This is a genomic window from Kiloniellales bacterium (genome assembly GCA_030066685.1).
Taxonomy (GTDB): Bacteria; Pseudomonadota; Alphaproteobacteria; order Kiloniellales; family JAKSBE01; genus JAKSBE01.
On record JASJBF010000051.1, the window covers coordinates 1 to 19,933 of the forward strand.

Below are 19,933 nucleotides of genomic sequence, written 5' to 3' on the forward strand. Positions count from 1 at the left end.
GGCGGCGGCGCCCTCATCGCCGGGGCTTCCACTGATTGGCCCGCTCGTTCCGCGCGGCTCGGCGCGCAGTCTCTTCGACGCGTCTGGCCCGCGTCTCCGGTCGCTTTGCCTGGGCGATCCACTCCAGGATGCCCCGCTTCACCGAGCGCGGAAAGGCCTCGAAGTTGGACGCGGCCGGCGGGCGGCCGGCAAGGGCCGCGGCCAGGTCGGCGGGGACCGCCAAGGCTTCGACGGCGTCGAGCCTGGTCCAGCCGCCGTTCGCCTTGGCCGCCTTGATCGCGGCGAGCCCCACAGGGGTGATCTGGCCCGCAGCGATCATCTTGAGCGCCCGTTCCTAGTTGGCCTTCGACCAGGCGCTCTTCGGCTTTCGTGGCGAGAGCCGCAGCATGGTCCGGTCCCCGTTGAGGGCGCGGGGCAGGCTGTCCACCCGGCCGAAGCAGAGCGCCTCCTCGACGATGTCATCGTAGGGAACGTGGTGGGGCGAGCCCTTCCTGAAGCTGACCAGCCAGATGCTGTCGGCTTGCCCGTGGTGCTCGACGAGCCAAGCCCGCCACGCCGCGCGGCTTCTGCTCTCGACCTTCGGAAAGTCGTCGGCCATGGCAGAAAGTTTACCTTATTCTATGGGAACGTCCTTCTGCATTCCCATCGCGTCGGGCCGAAGCCCGCCATAAAGGATCGCTTTTCCAAGGGTTTCGAGGCCGCTTGGCCGGCTTCGGCGCTGGGTGAAAAACCTGCAAAACGGGCGGCGTCCCTTTACTCTTTCTTAACCATGGAGGCTTAGTTTGATCCACGGAGCGCAACGCGCTCCCCTCCCTCCCTCCCTAAGACCAAGATGAAAGCCCCGCCCCCCTCCCCGGCGGGGCTTTCGCTTTTGGGACGCGGCGCCGAGCACGGCCGGAACCGCGGCGTCCGGCGGGCGCCCGGCTCGAGGCGCGGGTCCGCGCGCCGGCCCTGGGCCTCCACCCGTCAGCGTTAAGGGGCTGGTAGGGAGTCTCTGCAATTCTATCCTTTGGAGTAATACCAAATGGGAGCCTCTGCGCGTGCAGAGTTCCAGGCAGATCCTCTTGGTCGCGAGCGAAGCGGACCTGGTCCGGCGGGTCACCGAGAGCCTGTGCGCGGACCGGCCATCTCAGGCTCCCTTGCCGGCGCTCGAGATCCGCAGCCGCTCGAGCCTTGCCGAAGCCGCGGCCGCCTGCGAGGCCCAGGCCTGGGACCTGCTGCTGCTCGATCTCGAAGCCCTGGGCCGCGGCGCGGCGCCTGACGCGCTGCTGCTCGATCACCGGGCGCCCCTGGTTGCCTTCCGGGGCGTCGGGGACCTTTCTGGCCTGCGGCAGGCGGTCGGCGCCGCCCTGGCGCGCCGGCCGCTCGACGCCCAGAGCATCCGCCGGGCGCTCTACGACGACTTCACGGGCCTGCCGACCCAGGCGCTGCTGATCGACCTGGTCAACCAGGCGGTGGCGCGGGCCCAGCGCAGCGGCCTCTTCGTGGCCCTGGTTCCCTTCTCCCTGCACGGGCTGGAGGACTGCGAGGACCGCTTCGATCTCGCCAAGGTCGAGAAGATTTACAAGGCCCTTCTCGGGCGGCTGACCGGCTCGCTCCGGAGCAGCGACGTCGTCGCCCACTTCGGCGGCACGGACTTCGCGATCCTGATGGAAGTCCGCAACGGCTATGACGACGCGGTGCTGGTCGCGGAGCGCGTCCGCGAGATCATGACCGACGGCTTCGTCTTCGGCGAGGCCCTGCTCGAGATCACCATGAGCCTCAGCGGCCCGGTGCTCTGCGAGGCCCCGATCGACGATCTGGCACCCCTCCTGCGACAGGCCGAGGCTGCCGATCGGCTCTCCGCCTCCGCGGCCTGAGGCCTTCCGAGACCTCCGGCCCGGCGCAGAGGCGCCGGAATGACGCCGGAGTCCTTCTCGCGCGATTTGACTCAGCTCAAGGACGCCGCCATCCTACTCGGGTCTTATTGAGACTGGATTTCATTTGCAGCGGGTTCGATTTGAGATGTCGGTAAAGGGCGTCAGCGAGGTCGCAGGGGCCTTCCTCGGGCTCAAGGACGATTGCCTGGGCATGCAGGGCCTGCGCTGCCGGGCCTGCGCCGAGGCCTGCAGCGCCGGGGCGATCCGTTTCCGCAGCTTCGCCGGCGGCTACGCCCACCCGGAGCATGACCCGACGATCTGCGACGGCTGCGGCGCCTGCCTGGCCGCCTGTCCCCTGCGTTCCAACTCCGAGGCCGCGGCCTAGGCCACTCCGGGCTCTTCCGGACTCCAGGCAGGCTTTGCAGAGGTGCGCTTCAGCCCGACGCCGCCGACCGGAGCGCAGACCAAGCCATGATCGCTTCAGATGACACCGCCGCCATCGGCGTCGACACCGAGGCCCGCGCCGAGATCGAGCGCCGACTGGCCGCGATCGAGGCGGAGGAGGGGGTGGAAATCCTCTTCGCCGTCGAGTCGGGCTCCCGGGCCTGGGGCTTCGCCTCGCCCGACAGCGACTACGACGCCCGCTTCGTCTACCGCCATCCGCCGGCCTGGTACCTCTCGGTCCGCGAGGCGCGGGACGTGATAGACCGGCCGATCCTGGACGACTACGACGTCAACGGCTGGGACCTGAGGAAGGCGCTGCGCCTCTTGATGAAGTCCAACCCGCCGCTCTACGAATGGCTGCGCTCGCCCGTCGTCTATCGCGACCGCGACGGCTTCCGAGCGGCCCTGGCCGGCCTGGCCGAGGCGCACTACGCGCGGCGGGCCCTGGCCCATCACTACCGGAACATCGCCGGCGGCCACTGGCGCCGCGGCTTCCAGGGCCGCGACCGCGTGAAGCGGAAGAAGTACCTCTACATCCTCCGCGCCCTGCTGGCGATCGGCTGGCTGCGCCGGCACGAAAGCCTGCCGCCGATGAACTTCCAGGAGCTGATGGCCGGGCAGTCGCTATCCGCCGACTTCGTCGCCGCGGCCGAGTCGCTGATCGCCGAAAAGGCCGCCACGCCGGAGCTGGGCGAGGCGCCGCCGATTCCGGCCCTCGACGCCTGGATCCTGGCGGCGCTCGAGGCCGCCGAGGGCTTCTGCCAGTCGCTGCCGCCCAGGCCGCCGGACCTCGAAGCGGTGGACGCCTTCTTCCGGCGCTGGGCCGGCGTCAGCGCCTAGATCAAACTGCGCTCAATTGAAATCAATTGAGCGCAGCTGATTTGATCTATTCCATATAAATAGAGCAGCTTATCTGCGTTCGAATCAACGCAGGCTGTTCTAGCATGCTGTGACACCGGGCTTCAGCGTCTTCCGATCGGTCACGCAAGACCGTATCGACAGCCGCCGGTTGGCCGAGTGGAAGGAAGGAACGACAGGCCTAGACTTGCTGCCCTCCACTCAGTCTGTAGGGGCTTGGTGATGGCGTCTTCTTTCGTCTTGCAGTCCAGGGAGCCGGGGACTCAGGAACCAGCGTTGTCGCGGGTGAGGATCGAGCGCACGGCTTCGATCAGCTTTTCTTGGACGGCAGTGGGTTTGCCCCGTGTCACCAAGAACATCGGCTGCTCGATGATCCGGTCGGATCTCAGTGGGAAGACGCTGTTGTTGACGGCTGCGCTTGCCGCGATGCCGATGGCATTGGGCAACTGCGAGACGGCGAATACGACTTGGTTGCCGGACTGCACGAACTTCGAAACGGCCAAGACGTCACCCCATTCGCCGATCGTCTTTTCGACCATGGTCCGGATTCCACCGCCCTGCGGCTCGGCGATGATCTCGATCTCCATGTTCGGGCCGCCCAGTTGGCTCCAGAACTTGATTCGCCCGGCCAGAATGTCGGTGATCTGCTCGAAGGTCAGCTCCTTGACCGGGTTGGAGGGATGAACGATGAAGGCCACGCTGGTCTTGCCGATGTCGTGCGCCTGCAGCTTTCGCCCGTCCACCGCTCCCGGGTTCTTGGTGTTGAGCTTCCGGACAACCTCCGCCAAGGGTGCCGAGACAGCCGCGACATCCGCTTCTCCCCGGTGCAGGGATAGGACGCTGTTGCCGCTTCCGATGGAGCGCACGTTCAGCGTGATGCCGGCAAGCGTCTCGATCCGCGATTTGTAGGGCAGCAGAACCGCGTTCGCGACCGTGGTTGAGCTGGCGATCGATGTCTCCGCGGCATCGCCGCGCTCGGTCGCGCCAAGGAGAACCAGAAATGCGGCCACCGCCGTGATCAGCCCTCGCCAGATCATGATCTTTACCTCCAGCTCTGAAGGACTTTGGTGCCGTCCCGTTTCGGAATGGGTTTGGTGTTGAAGCCGTTCGCCCTGGAACCGCCGGTGATCAGAGGATCGCCGATCAGCACTGAAGATGCCGTTAAAATGTTTCGGAAACACTACACGTTATGGTTTGGCGATAGTCAGCTTCTTCAAGCTTCGCCTCAAGATGTGGCCAGTTAATCCATTGAGGAACTTATGCAAGTTCGTTGATCCAGGGTTACGGCTGGAGTCGCCGTACCGCCCCAGATAGAGGTGATCCCACTTCGGCGCTGGCCGCCCGGAGGCTCTCTTCCCCATCTTTGAAGACACAGGGGTTGATGGAAAGTGCTTGCGCTACGATCACGGCAAGGACAAGGCCGCGACGGCAAGCTCTTCCGCCGCGGCCCCTCCTCCTTGGCTTCGTTCCTCCTTGGTCTTGCTTCTCCCTCGTCTTCGCTTTCTTGGGCTTTCGGTTTTGGTGCTCGGTCAGGCGCCGGCCTTCTTGCCGAGCGACATGGCGCGCACGACCTCGATGAGTTTCTTCATGCGGGCGTCGGGGTCGCCGCGGGTGACCAGGAACAGGGGCTGCTCGATTACGCGGTCGGAGTTCAGGACGAAGACGTTGTTGTCGATCGTGGTGTGGCTCGCGATGCCGATGGCGTTGGGCATGCGCGAGACGGCGAAGGCGACCAGCGAGGCGCTCTGCATGGTGTGCGTCTTGGTCAGGACGTCGCCCCATTCGCCGATGGTCTTCTCGACCATGGTGCGGATGCCGCCGCCGCGCGGCTCCGAGATCACCCGGATCGGCATGTTGATCCCGCCGAGCTCGCTCCACAGGGTGATCCGCCCGGCCAGGATGTCGGCGATCTGCTCGAAGCTCAGGTCCTTGACCGGGTTCGAGGGATGGACCACGAAGGCCACCTTGGTGCTGCCGATGTCGTGCTGCTGCAGGCTGCGGCCGTCGACCGAGCCGGGCCTCTTGGAGTTGAGCCGCTGGACCACGTCGGCCAGGGGCGCGGAGATCGCCGCGATCTGGGCGCGGCCCTGCATCAGCGCCAGCACGCCGTTGCCGCTGCCGACCGCGTCGACCGCGAGCCGGAGCCGGGTCCGCTTCTCGATCTGCGACTTGTAGGGCAGCAGGACGGCGTTGGCGACGGTGGTGGAGCTGGCGACCGAGAGCTCCTCCGCCTGGCCCGGCTGCACGCCGTTGCCGAGGACCATGACGGCGGCCGCAAGGGCCAGCAAGCTGCGTCGGATCATGCCTTTCCACTCCATCTTCTTGGCCAAAGGCGCGATGCCCCGGGTCCGGTGACCCGCCAAGGCCCGCGCGGGCCCGGCGTCGATCGGTTCCTGCAACCGATGGATGGAAGTATAGAGATCCGAGCTAACCGCCGGTTAAATCGGCGATTATCCACTAATCGACATCGAGTGAATGTCAAACTTTACTTGAAACAGCGGTGGCGCAGAAAGTCATGCCGGACTCTGTGAAGTCGATCACGTCGGGTCGTCTGGCCCTCGATGTGCCGGCGCGGGCGGTGCGGAAAGTCCCGCGGAATCTTCTTGGGACCGCCGGCGGCTCGGGTCTCAAGCCCCGGCAAGCGCCGCCGCCGTCTCCCGGATCACCTGCCACGCCGCCGTGACATGGTCCCGCGTCGTGGTGCGGGCGCCGACGGAGAAGCGGATCGCATAGCGGCCGCGGACCCGGTTTTGGGTCAGGTAGAGCTTGCCGGAGTCGTTGAGGCGGGTCAGCAGCGCCTCGTTGAGGGCGTCGAGCCGGCCCTCTTCGTCCAGGCCCCGCGGCCGGTAGCGGAAGGAGAAGAGGGCGAGGGCCGGTGGCGAGGTGATTTCGAAGTCCGGATGGGCCGCGACCTCCTCGGCCAGCTCTTCGGCCCAGGCGATGTGGTCGGCGATCATCGCCCGCAGGCCCTCGGCGCCGTAGGCGCGCAGCACGAACCAGAGCTTGAGCGCCCGGAAGCGCCGGCCCAGGGGCACGCCCCAGTCGCGGTAGTCGATCACCGCGCCGGTCTCGGCCGAGGTCAGGTAGGCCGGGTTGATGGCGAAGGTCCGCTTCAGGGCCTCGGCGTCGCGCACCCAGTGGGCGGTGCAGTCGAAGTTGGTCAGCAGCCACTTGTGCGGGTTCATGGTGACGGAGTCGGCGGCCTCGATGCCCTCGATCATCCAGCGCTGCTCCGGCAGGATCAAAGCCGAGCCTGCCCAGGCGGCGTCGACGTGGAGGTAGATCCCCTCGCGCCGGCAGAGCGCACCGATCGGCGCCAGCGGATCAACGCCGCCGGTGCCGGTGCTGCCCAGCGTCGCCACCACGCAGGCCGGGGTGACGCCGGCCGCCCGGTCGGCGGCGACGGCGGCGGCCAGGGCCTCGGGCCGCATCGCGAAGGCCTCGTCGCAGGCGATCTTGCGCACCGCGGCGCGGCCGTAGCCGGCGATCTTGGCGCCCTTCTCGATCGAGGAATGCGCCTCCTCGGAGACGTAGACCGCGAGCCGCAGGCCCTCGGCGCCGAGCTCGGCCAGGCCGGCCTCGTTAGTCCGCCAGCCGCTCGCCTTCTCCCGCGCGACCAGCAGGGCGGCCAGGGTCGCGTCCGAGGCGGTATGCTGGATCACCCCCTGCAGGCCCTCGGGCAGGCCCAGAAGCTGGCGCAGCCAGTCCAGGACCCGGGTCTCCATCTCGGTCGCCGCCGGCGAGGTCTGCCAGAGCATGCACTGGGCCGCCAGGGTCGCGGTCAGCATCTCGGCCAGGACCGAGGGCGGGCTGGAATTGGCCGGGAAGTAGGCGAAGAAGCCTGGGTGCTGCCAGTGGGTCATGCCGGGCAGGACCAGGTCCTGGAAGTCCTGGAAGATCGCCTCGATCGGCTCGCCCCGCTCGGGCGCGCCGACCGGCAGCCTGGCCGCGATCTCCCCCGGTGCGACCTGGGCCCGCACCGGATAGGCCTCGACCCCGGCCAGGTAGTCGGCCATCCAGTCGGCGAAGGCATGGGCCTGCCGCCGGAACGCCTCGATCTCCATGTCCTCGAACGCCAAGCCCCGTCTCCCTCGCTGCCGGACGTCAGATTACGGCGCGATACGGTCGAGGCAAGGACGACCGACTCCGCGTCGATGCGCTAGAATCTTCGGCGATCGCTTTCTTGCCCGTGGAGAGGCGGATGGTGCTTGAGGGACTGCTGCTCGATCTGGAGGGCGTGCTCTACCAGGAGGACGCGGCGATTCCGGGCGCGGCCGAGGCGGTGCGGGCCTTGCAGGGGCGCGGGCTGGCGCTGCGCGGGCTGACCAACACCACGACCCGGCCGCGGCGCGAGATCGCGGGGCGTCTGGCCGGTCTGGGCATCCCGCTCGGGGTCGAGACCATTTTCACGCCGCCGGTCGCCGCGGCCCGGGCGCTGGCGACCGAGGGGCTGCGGCGCCTGCACCTGGCGGCGACGCCGGCGCTGGCCGAGGACTTCGCCGGCTTCGAGCTGGTCGACGAAGCGCCCGAGGCCGTGGTCCTGGGCGACCTCTACCGGGACTTCACCTGGGAGCGGCTGAACCGCCTCTTCGGCTACCTGCGCGACGGCGCCCGGCTGATCGCCCTACACAAGAACCGTGTCTCGCGGCGCGGCGCCGAGATCGCGCTCGACCTCGGGCCCTTCGTGGCGGCGTTGGAATACGCCAGCGGCCGGGAGGCCCTGGTCGTCGGCAAGCCGGCGCGGGCCTTCTTCGAGCTGGCCCTGGCCGACCTGGGGCTCGAGGCCGCCGCGGTGGCCATGGTCGGCGACGACCTCGAAGCCGATATCGGCGGCGCCCAGGAAGCCGGTCTGGTCGCGATCCAGGTCGAGACCGGCAAGTTCACCGCGGCCGACCGCGACCACCCGCGGATCCGGCCCGACCGGCGGGTCGCCAGCTTCGCCGAGCTGCCGGCACTGCTCGAGGCGGGCTAGATCAAACTGCGCTCAATTGGACTCAGTTGAGTGCAGATAATTTGACCTATTTCATATAGATAGAGCAGCTTGTCTGCGTTCGAATGAACGCCGGCTGCTCCAGGGCACGACATCCGGCCAGACGCGAAGGCGTCTGATCGGGAAGGGCGCTGGCGCTGGAAAGCAGAAGGACGGCCCTTTGCGGACCGCCCTCCGTTTCGACGGGATCTTTGTCGCGGTCTAGAGGCCGGGAACCGGCGGCGGGCCGTGGCGGCGGGGGCTGCAGGGCTCGGCCCGGCAGACCGCCGTGGCGGTCACCCTGTCCTCGGCCGGTGCGGCCTCCAGCCCGTGATGGGTGGCCAAGAAGGCCCGGTCCTGTTGGCTGCTGCGCAGCTCGGCCAGGGCTGCCGCGAGGTTGCGGCGCACGCGCCAGGTCGCATCCCAGAGCACCGAGGCCCGTCCCGGCCCGCTCAACTCGCCTTGGTCTTCCTCTCTCCACTTGGTCATGTCTTTGCGCGCCTCAATCTATTTTCTTGTCTTTTTCAATAAGCATCAGCTTATATGGGAAAGTATTTTGCTATTTCAAATGGATATCTGTTAAGACAAAGTAAAACTCGGGCAATATTCGCGAAATTGTGGCGTTTGCGCGCCATTGCCGGGCCGCGATGCCCGGCGGAGGCCCCGCGCCGGAGGCGGCGGAAAAGCGAACGGCCGCCCGGAAACCGGACGGCCGTCTCCGTGATCTTGGCTTTGTCTCGCTTGGCTCAGCCGGAGGTGACGTCCGGCTTCGGTGCTTCCGACTTGACCACCAGGCAGTCGATGCCGCGCTTGGAGAGCTCGCCGCAAAGCTCCTTGGCGGAGGCCCGGGCGTTGGGCTGGGTCCGGAGGCGGTAGAAGATCCCCTTCTCGGCGCCCAGGTCAGCCTTGGTGAAAACCGGGTCCATGCTGCCCAGCAGGTCGCCGGCGTTGGACTGGAGCTGCATCCAGCCCTTGGCCGCCTGCTCGGGGCTGCGGTAGGAGCCGAGCTGCACGGCGTAGAAGCTGCTGCCCTTGGCCGGGGTGCTGGCCATCGGCTTGGTCTCGGCCATCTGCATCTCGGGCTTCTTGGCTTCGTCGGACGCCGTGGCCGGAGCCGGCTGGGCCATCCCGGGGCTCGTCTCGGGGGCCGCCGCCATCTTTGGCTCCGCCGCCATCTTCGGCTCCGCCGCCATCATGGGCGCGGGCGAGGGGGCGGGCGGCTCCTGCATGCCCGGCATGGCCTCGGCTTCCATGGACTCCATCATGCCGCCCTCCATGCCGTCGTTCTCCGGCGGCAGCTCGGCGAGCAATTTCTCCAGGCTGGAGAGATAGGGGTCGTCGACGCCGGCTTCGGGCAGGGCGGCCGAATCGACCGGCGCGGCGGTGGCGTCGCTGACGCCAGAGTCGGCCATGGCCAACTGCTGCCCCTCGGCCGGGCTCTGTTCGGCCAGGGCCCAGGGCTGCTCGGGCTCGTCCTTTTGGTTGCCGTGCAGCGTCTGAAGCTGGGCGACCGTCGCGCCGTAGTCGGGCAACTGGCCCCATTCGGTCCAGGGCCGCTGGGCGGCCTCGGCGTCGGCCAGGGCAATGGCCGTCGCCACCTCCGGATCGAAGAGCGGCACCGACGTCGGGTCCTCCAGGTCGAGGTCGGGCATCGGCATCTCGTCGCTCGGCATCGCCTCGGCCAGAGTCGGCGGCGGCGGCGGCGGGTCCCCGACGCCGGCTTCCCGCAGGCCCTCGTAATAGGCCAGGTTGGCGCGGGCGACATCCTGCGGCAGGTCGATCAGCGCGGTCTCCTCGGCGGCCGCCATGTCCCCGGCGATGGCATAGGCGAAGGCCAGGGCTTGGCGGGTGTCGGGGCCGGCGGCCGGCAAGGCCGAGACCTCGCGCAGCATCTGCAGGCCGGAGGCGTGCTGGCCGCTGAGCACCATGGACAGTCCCAGGTTGGTGCGCAGCGGGATGTTGCTGGAGTCGCTGCCCAGCCCGCGGCGATAGACTTCCTGGGCCGCGACATGGTCGCCGAGCTGGTCGTGGACTACGCCGAGGGTGTTGTAGATCCGAGGGTCCTTCTGGATCTGCAAGGCCAACTCGAGCTGCTCGCGCGCCAGGTTGTACTGTTCCAGGGCCACGTAGGTCTTGCCCAGGCCATAGCGGGCTTCCGCGTTCTCCGGCTCCAGCACGAGCATGGCGCGGTAGGCCTGGGCCGCCTCGCGCGGCGCCCGCCGCTGCTCGAGGATCCGGGCGAGGCTCAGAAGCGCGACCTTGTTGGTCGGATCGTATTCCAAGGCCCGATCGCAGAAGCCGGCCGCGTTGGCCAGGTCACCTTCCTTTTGGAGCCGCTGGCAATAGCCCACGAGCTGCGCCGCCTTGTCCTCGGCCTTGACCGGGGCATTTGCCTGGCGAGAGTTTTCTCCGGTTGCGCAGCCGGCCAGCGTCAGCAGGCAGGTGAGCAACGCTATCTTGGAAATGCGCTGATGCGTCGGCTTTTTCATCTGTCTTGGTCCTGGTTCTGGGCAAATCTGGCGTTCTGTCCGGCGGCTCGGCTGGCGTGCGGCCGAGTTGCCGGTCTGCGCGTCTCCCAGGGCGCTGAAGCGTGCATGGCGTCGTCCTCTACGCGTCTACTGGTCGTCGTTGGCCGGTACGAGGTGATAGAGGACGTGGTCGATCTCGCTCTGGTTCTCGCTCAAAGGAAGAGCGATCACGTTGTAGCGGACCTCGCCGACGGAGGTCGGAAAGACCTCGGTATCCTGTAGCGGCTTGCCTAGGGTCGCCACCTCGCGACCCAAGGAAAGGATCCACTCGGTGACCATGGATGCACACTCCGCCCCTGAGCCCTTGCTCATGGCAGAGCCGTTGGATCCACCCTGAAGTCCCCCTGAGAACTGGGTTTCCAGCTGCCAGCCCTTGTTGTCCCGATTGCGGCGGACCAGCATCGAGTTTGGCCAGTGCCGGCCGATCTCGGCGGCGTCGAGATCGCCCCGAGACGGAAAGCGGCGTCCCTGCCGAAGTTGATCCCAATAGCGGACGATGTCCTGCGGGCGCATCTGGGCGCCGGGCGTCGCTGCGGGGGCCTGAACCATCGGACCCTGGGTCTGCGGACGCGGGGCCGCCGGTGCCGGCTGAGTGGCCGGCTGCGGCTGGGCTCCGCGGGCCGCCGGAGCGCCGGCCTGCGGGGCGGCGGGCGCCCGCGGCGGGGCCGGGTTGGCGAAACCCTGCTGGCCGCCGCGCCGGGAGCGCCGACGGATTCGCATGCCGATCAGCGAAGCCGCGCCTTCTGCGGCGTCGTCCTCGAACTCGTCCTGATGTTCTTCCGACACCGGCTCCGTGCCGTGCTGGTGGAGGTGCTTCTCGTCCATCACTGGATCTCTACGTGCCAGAGCTTTGGGTTTGCACCGCCCTGCGGGCGGCCTTTGGGCGCGATCCGGGCATGGCGTCAGGACTCCTCCCCGTGATCGCCGGACAGAAGGGCCGTCAGCTCGCTCAGCGTCTCGGGTCCGGCATCGCGGAGGTAGGTCTCCACAGCACTGGCCAGGATCTCCTGCAGGCTCTGCTGCCGGCAGGCGGCGATCAGCTTGAGGCGGCGATGCGCCGCGCCATCCACCCGCAGGGAGAGCCGGACGTCGCCGTCGGGCCGGGCGTCCGCCCGCGCTGCCGCGGCTTCTCGGTCCGGTGCCTTCCGGCGCGAGGTCTCGGCCTGCCGGAGAGCAGCCACCTTACGGGCCCAGAGCTCGCTGTCCTCCAGACGCACCACCTTGGGCGCCGCCGCTTGGCGGCGTGCCGAAGCGCCCTTTCGGACGACGTGGTCGCTGCTGAGACGGGCGGCTTTCATGGCTACCTCACGGTCCCGGCGCGCATGCCGGGATGGAGGCCGCCCTGGCGCAGGCCATGCTCCTGGCCGGCGCTGGCCGAGAGCTTGTCCAGGCGGTCGGCCAGGTAGTCCCAGAGCTGCGCGATCTCGACGGCGGAGGGACAGTTCTCGTCGAGTTCCATCACCGTGCGGCCGTCGATCATGGAGGCCGCAAAATCCGTGCGCTGGTGCAGGGTCACCGGCGCCACCGTGCCGTGCTGGGACAGCGCGATCGCGGCTTCAGCCGTGATCCGCGCCCGCGGCGTGGCGCCGTTGATCACGAAGACCAGCGGCTTGTTGCAGTACTCGACCAGATCGACCGTCGCACCGGCGGCGCGCAGGTCGTGCGGGCTGGGCCGGGTCGGGATGGCGACCAGGTCGGCGACCTGGATCACCTGCTCGATGGTGCTGGTGATCGCGGGCGGCGTGTCGATGACCAGAAGCTTGACGCCGGCGCTGCGCATCCGGTGGAGGTCCTGGACCAGCCGGGAAACGTAGGTGTGGGCGAAAGCCGGATAGTCGTCGACGCGCTCGTTCCACCAGTCGGCGAGGCTGCCCTGCGGGTCGGTGTCGATCACCGCGACCGGACCCGCGCCCCTTCGCTCGGCTTGAACCGCGACGTGTGCGGCCAGCGTGGTCTTGCCACAACCGCCCTTCTGCGAAGCGAATGCCAGAACTAGCATTTACCTGTATCTCCTGGTCATCATCAGCAATCGCTGTGATCGATCTTGCGCTCGTGCCGAGTCCCTTGCGGACCCGGCCCGGGCCCAAAAACAATCGCCGTTAAGTTAAGGAAAGGCGAAGTCTCTGAGCGGTCGGCAAATTTGAACACAAAGGTCGTGAAATATGGGTTAACGATAGATCGCAGTTGGTCTTCGGGGCGTTACATGTCGGCGTGCAGTATAAAAGAAGAATTTCTTTACAGGCGGAAAGGATTCATCAAGCCTAATAGTCGTGCGCACTTGATTCGGCGCAGGCTTCGCACCGGCGCGCCAAAACCTTACCGCCGGGTTGAGGCCTTTCGGAGGGCTGGTCCGCGCGCCGCGGCGTGGCGGGATCGTTACACCCGGCGCTGCCGCGGGCCGCGATGCTCGACGATGCCCTCGGCGGTCAGGAGGGTGTTGGTCAAGACCCGTTCGTCATGAACCATCCGCCAGCTCAGCATCCTTTGCGCCATCTCCAGCAGGATCGGCTGGTAGGCCGGGTCCTGCGCCAAGTTGCGGGTCTCGCCGGGATCCGCCTCGAGGTCGAAGAGCAGCGGCGGCAGGGCGGCGAAGTGGACGTACTTGTAGCGCCGGCCGCGGATGACGTTGAGGTTGCACTCGTCGCTGGTCAGGCCGAGCGCCGCCTCCGCCCGGCCGTCGAGAAGGTCGCGGAAATCGAACTCCCAATGGGCCTCTTCCCGCCAGGCCGCCGGCGCTTCGCCTTCCAGGAAGGGCAGCAGCGAGCGGCCGTCGTAGGCCGGCGGCACCTCGAGCCCGAGCCAGTCGAGGACCGTCGGCGCGATGTCGACCGCCTCGGTGAAGGCGTCGAGGATCCGGCCACGGCCCGCTGTGGCCTCGGGACGGGGGTCGCGCAGGATGAGAGGGATGCGGAAGGCGTCGTCGAAGTAGCCCTCCTTGCCCCAGAGCCAGTGGTTGCCCAGCATCTCGCCGTGATCGCTGGTGAAGATGATCAGGGTGTCGTCGGACTGGCCGCTGTCCTCGAGGAAGCGGAGGATCCGGCCGACCTGATGGTCGACCTCGGCGATCAGGCCGTAGTAGGTGGCCGCCAGCTCCCGGGCCCGGTCTTCGCCCAGCGTCTGGATCGAAGTCTCGTGGCCCGCGTAGTAGCCGATTGTCTTCTGTTGGGCGAGCAGATGGGCCAAATAGGGGTGCTGCTCGGCTTCCCGCTTCACACTCTCGGCCCGGCGCGGCGCCGCGACGTCCTTCGGGTTGCAGAGGGTGTTGTAGGGCTGCGGCGCGATCAAGGGCGGATGCGGGCGCAGGAACACCAGGTGGAGGAACCAGGGGTCCCGCGCCGGCAGGCTGAGATGGTGCAGCGCCTGGTCTGCGATGAAGGCGGTGTCGCTTTCCTCGGCCGAGAAGACGGTGTGCGGCGCCGTGAAGCTGCCGTCCGCCGCCGCCGAATGGCCCGCGGCCTTGAAGATGTCGAGCGGGCTTTCGGGGATGTCGAAGCCCCGCGCCTTGAGGTGGCGCCGCCAGGGCAGGAGATCCTCGCCCATGGCGCAGCCGGCCGACATGCCCGGCAGGATCCCGGAGTAGCTGAGCAGCGCCGGGTCGCCCGGCGGCCGCAGGCGCGGGTCCGGGCTGGTATCGGTATAGCCGAAGAGGATCGGATCGTAGCCGCCCTTGCGGGCCTCCAGCGCCAGGGTCGAATGGCGGGCGTCGAGCGGGGTTCCGTTCTGCACCGAGCGGTGGTTCATCTGATAGAGCCCCGTCAGCAGCGAGGTCCGCGCCGGCCCGCAGGGACTGGCCTGGGTGAAGTGGTTGCGGAACAGCAGGCCGTCGGCCGCCAGGGCGTCGAGGTGAGGGGTCGCGGCGCAGGGATGGCCCAGAGCCGAGAGGCTGTCGCCGCGCCATTGGTCGGCTGTGATGAAGAGCACGTTGCGTCGCGGCCGGTCCGTCATGCCTGGGTCCTCGGCTGCCAAGGTTGACGATCTGGAGAGAGTCTAGCAGATCAGCGTGACAGCAGCTTTGCGGAAGCCGGCGGCCACGGTGACCTACTCTGCCTCCCAGAGGGCCTCGTCGTACCAGACGTTCTCGTAGTCGGGAGTGACCAGGAAGCGCCAGCCCGGCGGCAGTCCCAGGAACTTGAGGGCGAGGGGCGTCCAGGTCTCGATGTGGCTGATGTGCAGGGGCTTGAAGAAGTCCTCGGCCTCGGAGTACTCGCCAGCCCAGATGTACCAGCCCGCGCTGTCCGCCTCCGGCGGCCGGCGCAGGCCGTGAAGCGGAAGCTCGCCGCTGCGCACGCTCTCGGCGATCCCGATCTTCAGGCTGGCGGGGCTGGGGAAATAGACCGCGCCGTAGCGCGCGCAGACCTGCCTTTGCATTGCCTTGACGGCTTCGTTCACCTTGGGGCGCTCCCGGCCGCTGTCGGCGCTCCGGGCTTCAATCCTCGCTGCGCACCCGGGCGACGGCCTCGGTCCAGCCCCGGTAGAGCGCGTCGCGCTCGGCCGCCTCCATCCGTGGCTCGAAGCGGGCCTCGGATTTCCAAAGGGCGGCGATTTCCTCGGCATCGCCGCAGATTCCGACCTTGATGCCGGCAAGGTAGGCGGCCCCGAGGGCCGTGGTCTCTGTGACCACCGGCCGCTCGACCTGAACCCCCAGGATATCGGCCAGGAACTGCAGCAGCCAGTTGTTGACCACCATGCCGCCGTCGACGCGCAGGGCGACCGGCGCCTCGGCGCCGTCCGCTTCCATGGCCTCCAGCAGGTCGCGGGTTTGGAAGCAGACCGCCTCCAGCGCGGCGCGGGTCAGCTCGGCGGGACCGCTCGCCCGGGTCAGCCCGAAGATCGCGCCCCGGGCGTGGGCGTCCCAATAGGGCGCGCCCAGGCCGACGAAGGCGGGCACCAGGATCACCCTTTGGCCCGGATCGGCGGCCTGGGCCAGGGCCTCGGTCTCGCCCGCCGACTGGAACAGCTTCAGCTCGTCCCGCAGCCACTGGACCGCGGCGCCGGCCACGAAGATGCTGCCCTCCAGCGCATAGGTGGTCACGCCGTTCAGGCGGTAGGCGATGGTGGTCAGCAGGCGATGCTTCGAGGCCACGGCCTCCGGTCCGGTGTTCATCAGGGCGAAGCAGCCGGTGCCGTAGGTCGATTTCATCATCCCCGGCTTCAGGCAGGCCTGGCCGATGGTCGCGGCCTGCTGGTCGCCGGCCATACCGGTGATCGGAATCGCCCGGCCCAGCAGCCCGGCCTCGGCGATTCCGAACTCGGCGTCGTTGTCGAGGACCTCTGGCAGGATCTGGCGCGGGATGTTCAGCGCCTTGAGGAGGTCGTCGTCCCAATCCTGGCGATGGATGTTGTAGATCATGGTGCGGGCGGCGTTGGTCGCGTCGGTGGCGTGCACCTTGCCGCCGGTCAGGCGCCAGAGCAGGAAGCAGTCGATGGTGCCGAAAGCGAGCCTACCGGCCTCGGCCCGCTTTCTTGCGCCGTGGACGTTGTCGAGCAGCCAGGCGATCTTGCTGCCGGAGAAATAGGGATCGGCGAGCAGGCCGCTGCGCTCGCGGATCAGGTCCTCCAGGCCCTCGGCCTTGAGACGGTCGCAGATGGCGGCGCCGCGCCGGTCCTGCCAGACGATCGCCCGGTGAAGGGTCTCCCCGGTCTCGCGGTCCCAGAGCACCGTCGTCTCGCGCTGGTTGGTGATGCCGATGGCCGCGACCTCGTCGACGCTGCGGCCCGCATGGTCCAGGGCGCCCTTCAGGCTGGCCACGCTGTCCCGCCAGATGTCCTCGGGCTGATGCTCGACCCAGCCGGACTGGGGGAAATGCTGCGGCAGCTCGATCTGGGCCTGGCCCAGGGCCCGGCCGTTGGAATCGAAGAGGATGCTGCGGGTCGAGGTCGTTCCCTGGTCGAGCGCAAGGATGCTGGTCATGGTAAAGCGGGCCTCCCCGGAAGGGTCTTGTTTTTCTGGCTGCGAGGCATGTTGGAAGCGGTACCGGCAAAGATCAAGCGGGTGGCGGGCGCCACCCGCCGGCGCGGCCGCCGGGTCGTAATCGGAACGTTAAGCCTCTCGCTCTAGTCTGGACCCCGTCCAACGGGGGGATTCCGGCCCATGGGCCGTCTGCGCTATGCCTTTGGAATCTTTGCAAGCCTTTGCCTGACCCTGGCCGGCTACGGCCTGGCCCTGGCCGGGGGCGGCATTCTGGCGGTCATGGGGCTGTACGGCGAGCTCTTCGGCGCCAAGATCTCCTTCGGCGGCAGCGTTCCCATCGTCGAGCACGACCCTATCGTCATCCTTCTTTCCTGGCTGCTCGGCTTCGCCTTGCTCGGGGCGGGGACCCTGGCGATGTCCCATGCCCTGCGGAGCCTGTTCATCCGCCTGGAAACCGGGCACGTCGGGCCCGGGCTGCTCTCCGAACTCGAGGACGCAGAGGCCGAAGTCATGATCCGGCAGCTCGCCAAGAAGCTCGCCTATCCCGGTCGGCGAAGCGGCACCTGCGGCTGAGGCGCTGCGGTCTCTTTTCGCTTTCCGGCGCCTTCACCCGCGCGTGCCCTCGGCGCAACCAAATCTTCAGGAAGCGGATGGCTAGCTTGCAACCCTCGATAGAGGAGCCTGCCGCCGTGCCCGTCCTTCGCTACCTGATCAGTATCGCCGTCGCTTTGATCCTGACCGTCGTCGGCGGCTTTCTCGCCTTTTCCGGCGGGTTCTCGATCCTGACCATGCTTACCTTCCAGTTCGTGCTCGACCAAGAAATCGGCGCGTCGGGGACCAGCCTGAACGATGTCTTCGCCGAAACCCACAGCGGGAGGCTCGACTTCTTCGCAGATCCCTCCGCATGGCTCATGACGGTCGGCCTGTTTCTCGGCGGCCTGGTGCTGGTCTTCCTCGGACTCCGGGGCCTGTACCGCAGGCTCTTGGCCGGAATCCCGGAGGAGGGCGAGGGAGACGCCGAGACCCCGCTCGGGCAGCTCGGGTCGATCCTGGTTTTCGCACTGGGCGCCGCCTATGGCAGCTATGCGATGGTCATGCTGCTCATCTCGGCTGCCGACTATCTGGCGCTGCGGACCGGCGGCGTCCGGGCCATGGCCGTCATCGAGAAGGAGTGGACCGCGCGCGACACGGAGAGCAAGGACGACCGCGGCCAGTTCGTTTCCTACCGCTTCCAGACCGAGCGGGGCGAAATCGTCGTCGCCGAGAAGAGCGTGCCGCACTCCATCCTTCGCGACTACGAAGCGGGCAGCACCATCGAGATCGTCTACGCGCGCGAGGATCCCTCCCGGACCTTGATCCCGGTCGTGGAGTCCTGGACCGCCTTCCTCACCCGCGTCGCCGCCTACGGCTTCCTGATCGTCTTCGGCATTCGGGGGTTGCGCCGCAATCTGAGGCTCCAGGACCTGGACGAGGAGTACGCCTGATCCCGGCCTGCATTCTCAGAGCTGGTCCTCGTCGACCGCCAGGGTCGAGGCGCCGCCCTCGGTGACCATGGCGGCCAGGGCCTGGGCCTGGGGCAGGACGTTGTCGGCGTAGAAGCGCGCGGTCTTGATCTTGGTGGCCAGGAAGGCGCCGTCGCCGTTGGCCTGGCCGAGCTTGCCCGCCGCGGCCACCGCGGCCCGGCCCATCAGCCAGCCGCCCGCGACCGTGCCGAAGAGCCGCAGGTAGGGGCTGGCACCGGCCGCGGCCAAGCGGATGTCGCGGCCCCCCGCCTCGACGATCCATCCGGTCGCCGAGGACAGGGTGTCCAGCCCGCGCTCGAGCGCGACCCGGACCGCCCGAAGGTCCTCGCCGGGCGCGGCCGTGAGGGCGTTGAGGCTGTCGCGCATCTGCTCGATCAGGCCGCGCGCGGCCGCGCCCTTGTCGCGCAGCAGCTTGCGCCCCAGCAGGTCGAGGGCCTGGATACCGTTGGTGCCTTCGTAGATCGGCGCGATGCGGGCGTCGCGGTAGTGCTGGGCCGCGCCGGTCTCCTCGATGAAGCCCATGCCGCCGTGGACCTGCACGCCCAGCGAGGCGATCTCGACCCCGAGATCGGTGCACCAGGCCTTGGACACCGGCGTCAAGAGGTCGACCACGGCCTGATTCCGCCGTCGCTGAGCTTCGTCGCCGTGCCGCTTGCCCCGGTCCAGCGCGCCGGCCGCCGCGTAGGCCAGCATCCGCATGGCCTCGTTCAGCGCCTTCATGGTCATCAGGCTGCGGCGCACGTCCGGGTGCTTGATGATCGGCACCGGGCCGTCGCTGCCGGCGATGTCCTTGCTCTGCACCCGATCGCGGGCATAGGCCCGGGCGTGCTGGTAGGCGCGGTCGGCGATCGCCAGGCCCTGAACGCCCACCGCCAGGCGGGCGTTGTTCATCATGGTGAACATGTACTCCATGCCGCGGTTTTCCTCGCCGACCAGGTAGCCGACGCAGGCCCCGCCGTCGCCGTAGGCCATGACGCAGGTCGGCGAGCCGTGGATGCCCAGCTTGTGCTCGATCGAGACGCAGCGCAGGTCGTTTCTCTGGCCCGGCGTGCCGTCCTCCTTGAGCAGGAACTTCGGGACGATGAAGAGCGAGATACCGCGGGTGCCGGCCGGCGCCTCGGGGGTGCGGGCCAGGACCATGTGGATGATGTTGTCGGTCAGATCGTGCTCGCCCCAGGTGATGTAGATCTTCTGGCCCGAGATCAGGTAGTGGTCGCCCTGGGCCACCGCCCGGGTCTTGAGCGCGCCGACGTCCGAGCCGGCCTGCGACTCGGTCAGGTTCATGGTCCCGGTCCACGCGCCCGAGATCAGCTTCGGCAGATAGGCGGCCTTCTGCGCCTCCGAGCCGTGGGACTGCAGCAGCTCCACCGCGCCCTGGGTCAGCAGAGGGTTGAGCGCGAAGCTCATGTTCGAGGCGTTCCACATTTCCTGCAGGGCCGAGGTCAGGGCCCAGGGCAGGCCCTGGCCGCCGTAGTCCGGCTCGAAGGGCACGGCGTTCCAGCCGCCCTCGACGTAGTGGCGGTAGGCCGCCTTGAAGCCGCCGGGCGCGCGCACCACGCCGTTCTCGTAGACCGCGCCCTCGCGGTCGCCGCTGTGGTTCAGCGGCGCCAGTTGCTCGGCGGCCAGCTTGCCGGCCTCCTCCAGCACGGCGTCGACCAGGTCCGGCGTTGCCTCCTCGTAGCCGGGCAGTTCGGCGATCTCGCCGAGACCGACGATCTCGTTGAGGACGAAACGCATATCGGCGATGGGGGCGGCGTAGTCGCTCATGGCCTTCCTTCGGAAAAACGGGAACTCAGGCGGAAGATAGACCCCGGCCCGGGTCCCTGCAATCGAAGGCGCGG

General features: G+C 68.2%; 20 protein-coding genes. 6 read left to right on the forward strand and 14 right to left on the reverse strand.

What is annotated here, in order from left to right; translation table 11 throughout:
• Positions 1-13: 13 nt before the first annotated feature.
• Together QNJ30_24315 and QNJ30_24320 are read right to left on the reverse strand one after the other, a co-directional pair.
• Positions 14-319: a YdeI/OmpD-associated family protein gene (locus tag QNJ30_24315; GenBank protein ID MDJ0946584.1), complete on the reverse strand. Its 306-nt coding sequence runs from the start codon at positions 317-319 to the stop codon at positions 14-16.
• 15 nt (positions 320-334) lie between these two features.
• Entirely contained in the window at positions 335-598 is a 264-nt protein-coding gene (locus tag QNJ30_24320) for a hypothetical protein (protein ID MDJ0946585.1), read from the reverse strand.
• Between the two features lie 442 nt (positions 599-1,040).
• On the opposite strand from QNJ30_24320, the gene QNJ30_24325 reads away from it, so the two are divergent.
• The 3 genes from QNJ30_24325 (at position 1,041) to QNJ30_24335 (ending at position 3,143) form a co-directional block, all read left to right on the forward strand.
• Positions 1,041-1,859, forward strand: a complete 819-nt coding sequence (locus QNJ30_24325) for a GGDEF domain-containing protein (GenBank protein ID MDJ0946586.1) — start codon at positions 1,041-1,043, stop codon at positions 1,857-1,859.
• Between the two features lie 145 nt (positions 1,860-2,004).
• The gene (locus QNJ30_24330) at positions 2,005-2,244 is read left to right on the forward strand and encodes a 4Fe-4S dicluster domain-containing protein (GenBank protein MDJ0946587.1); all 240 of its coding nucleotides are present in this window, start codon (positions 2,005-2,007) and stop codon (positions 2,242-2,244) included.
• Between the two features lie 86 nt (positions 2,245-2,330).
• Positions 2,331-3,143: a nucleotidyltransferase domain-containing protein gene (locus QNJ30_24335; GenBank protein MDJ0946588.1), complete on the forward strand. Its 813-nt coding sequence runs from the start codon at positions 2,331-2,333 to the stop codon at positions 3,141-3,143.
• Between the two features lie 281 nt (positions 3,144-3,424).
• On the opposite strand, the gene QNJ30_24340 is transcribed toward QNJ30_24335, so the two are convergent.
• From QNJ30_24340 to QNJ30_24350, 3 genes are all read right to left on the reverse strand, one after another.
• Positions 3,425-4,198: a substrate-binding domain-containing protein gene (locus QNJ30_24340; protein MDJ0946589.1), complete on the reverse strand. Its 774-nt coding sequence runs from the start codon at positions 4,196-4,198 to the stop codon at positions 3,425-3,427.
• A gap of 492 nt (positions 4,199-4,690) precedes the next feature.
• Positions 4,691-5,464 (reverse strand): substrate-binding domain-containing protein, encoded by a 774-nt coding sequence (locus QNJ30_24345; protein MDJ0946590.1) that lies wholly within the window; start codon positions 5,462-5,464, stop codon positions 4,691-4,693.
• 324 nt (positions 5,465-5,788) lie between these two features.
• Positions 5,789-7,240 carry a pyridoxal-dependent decarboxylase gene (locus tag QNJ30_24350; GenBank protein MDJ0946591.1) on the reverse strand — a complete coding sequence of 484 codons (1,452 nt, stop codon included), beginning with the start codon at positions 7,238-7,240 and terminating at the stop codon, positions 5,789-5,791.
• 122 nt (positions 7,241-7,362) lie between these two features.
• Between QNJ30_24350 and QNJ30_24355 the strand changes: the two genes are divergently transcribed.
• Positions 7,363-8,133, forward strand: a complete 771-nt coding sequence (locus QNJ30_24355; GenBank protein ID MDJ0946592.1) for a TIGR01458 family HAD-type hydrolase — start codon at positions 7,363-7,365, stop codon at positions 8,131-8,133.
• A gap of 219 nt (positions 8,134-8,352) precedes the next feature.
• Here the strand turns inward: QNJ30_24355 and QNJ30_24360 are convergent, their stop codons facing one another.
• From QNJ30_24360 to glpK, 8 genes are all read right to left on the reverse strand, one after another.
• A complete protein-coding gene (locus QNJ30_24360) occupies positions 8,353-8,619 on the reverse strand; it encodes a hypothetical protein (protein MDJ0946593.1) in 267 nt (88 codons plus the stop codon).
• Between the two features lie 257 nt (positions 8,620-8,876).
• Positions 8,877-10,619 (reverse strand): tetratricopeptide repeat protein, encoded by a 1,743-nt coding sequence (locus QNJ30_24365; protein ID MDJ0946594.1) that lies wholly within the window; start codon positions 10,617-10,619, stop codon positions 8,877-8,879.
• 126 nt (positions 10,620-10,745) lie between these two features.
• Positions 10,746-11,483 (reverse strand): PAS domain-containing protein, encoded by a 738-nt coding sequence (locus QNJ30_24370; GenBank protein ID MDJ0946595.1) that lies wholly within the window; start codon positions 11,481-11,483, stop codon positions 10,746-10,748.
• A gap of 77 nt (positions 11,484-11,560) precedes the next feature.
• Entirely contained in the window at positions 11,561-11,956 is a 396-nt protein-coding gene (locus QNJ30_24375) for a hypothetical protein (protein ID MDJ0946596.1), read from the reverse strand.
• A gap of 2 nt (positions 11,957-11,958) precedes the next feature.
• On the reverse strand, positions 11,959-12,657 hold the full coding sequence (locus QNJ30_24380; protein MDJ0946597.1) for a ParA family protein: 699 nt from the start codon (positions 12,655-12,657) through the stop codon (positions 11,959-11,961).
• 377 nt (positions 12,658-13,034) lie between these two features.
• The gene (locus tag QNJ30_24385) at positions 13,035-14,603 is read right to left on the reverse strand and encodes an alkaline phosphatase family protein (GenBank protein ID MDJ0946598.1); all 1,569 of its coding nucleotides are present in this window, start codon (positions 14,601-14,603) and stop codon (positions 13,035-13,037) included.
• Positions 14,604-14,696: 93 nt separating this feature from the next.
• Positions 14,697-15,047, reverse strand: a complete 351-nt coding sequence (locus QNJ30_24390) for a hypothetical protein (protein ID MDJ0946599.1) — start codon at positions 15,045-15,047, stop codon at positions 14,697-14,699.
• A 37-nt stretch (positions 15,048-15,084) separates the two neighbouring features.
• Positions 15,085-16,569: a glycerol kinase GlpK gene (gene glpK / locus QNJ30_24395; protein MDJ0946600.1), complete on the reverse strand. Its 1,485-nt coding sequence runs from the start codon at positions 16,567-16,569 to the stop codon at positions 15,085-15,087.
• Between the two features lie 180 nt (positions 16,570-16,749).
• Here glpK and QNJ30_24400 point away from each other — a divergent pair, with 180 nt between their 5' ends.
• Positions 16,750-17,142: a hypothetical protein gene (locus tag QNJ30_24400; GenBank protein MDJ0946601.1), complete on the forward strand. Its 393-nt coding sequence runs from the start codon at positions 16,750-16,752 to the stop codon at positions 17,140-17,142.
• A 116-nt stretch (positions 17,143-17,258) separates the two neighbouring features.
• Entirely contained in the window at positions 17,259-18,053 is a 795-nt protein-coding gene (locus QNJ30_24405) for a hypothetical protein (protein ID MDJ0946602.1), read from the forward strand.
• Positions 18,054-18,068: 15 nt separating this feature from the next.
• On the opposite strand, the gene QNJ30_24410 is transcribed toward QNJ30_24405, so the two are convergent.
• Complete coding sequence (locus tag QNJ30_24410; GenBank protein ID MDJ0946603.1) at positions 18,069-19,859, reverse strand: acyl-CoA dehydrogenase; 1,791 nt, start codon at positions 19,857-19,859, stop codon at positions 18,069-18,071.
• Between the last annotated feature and the right edge of the window lie 74 nt (positions 19,860-19,933).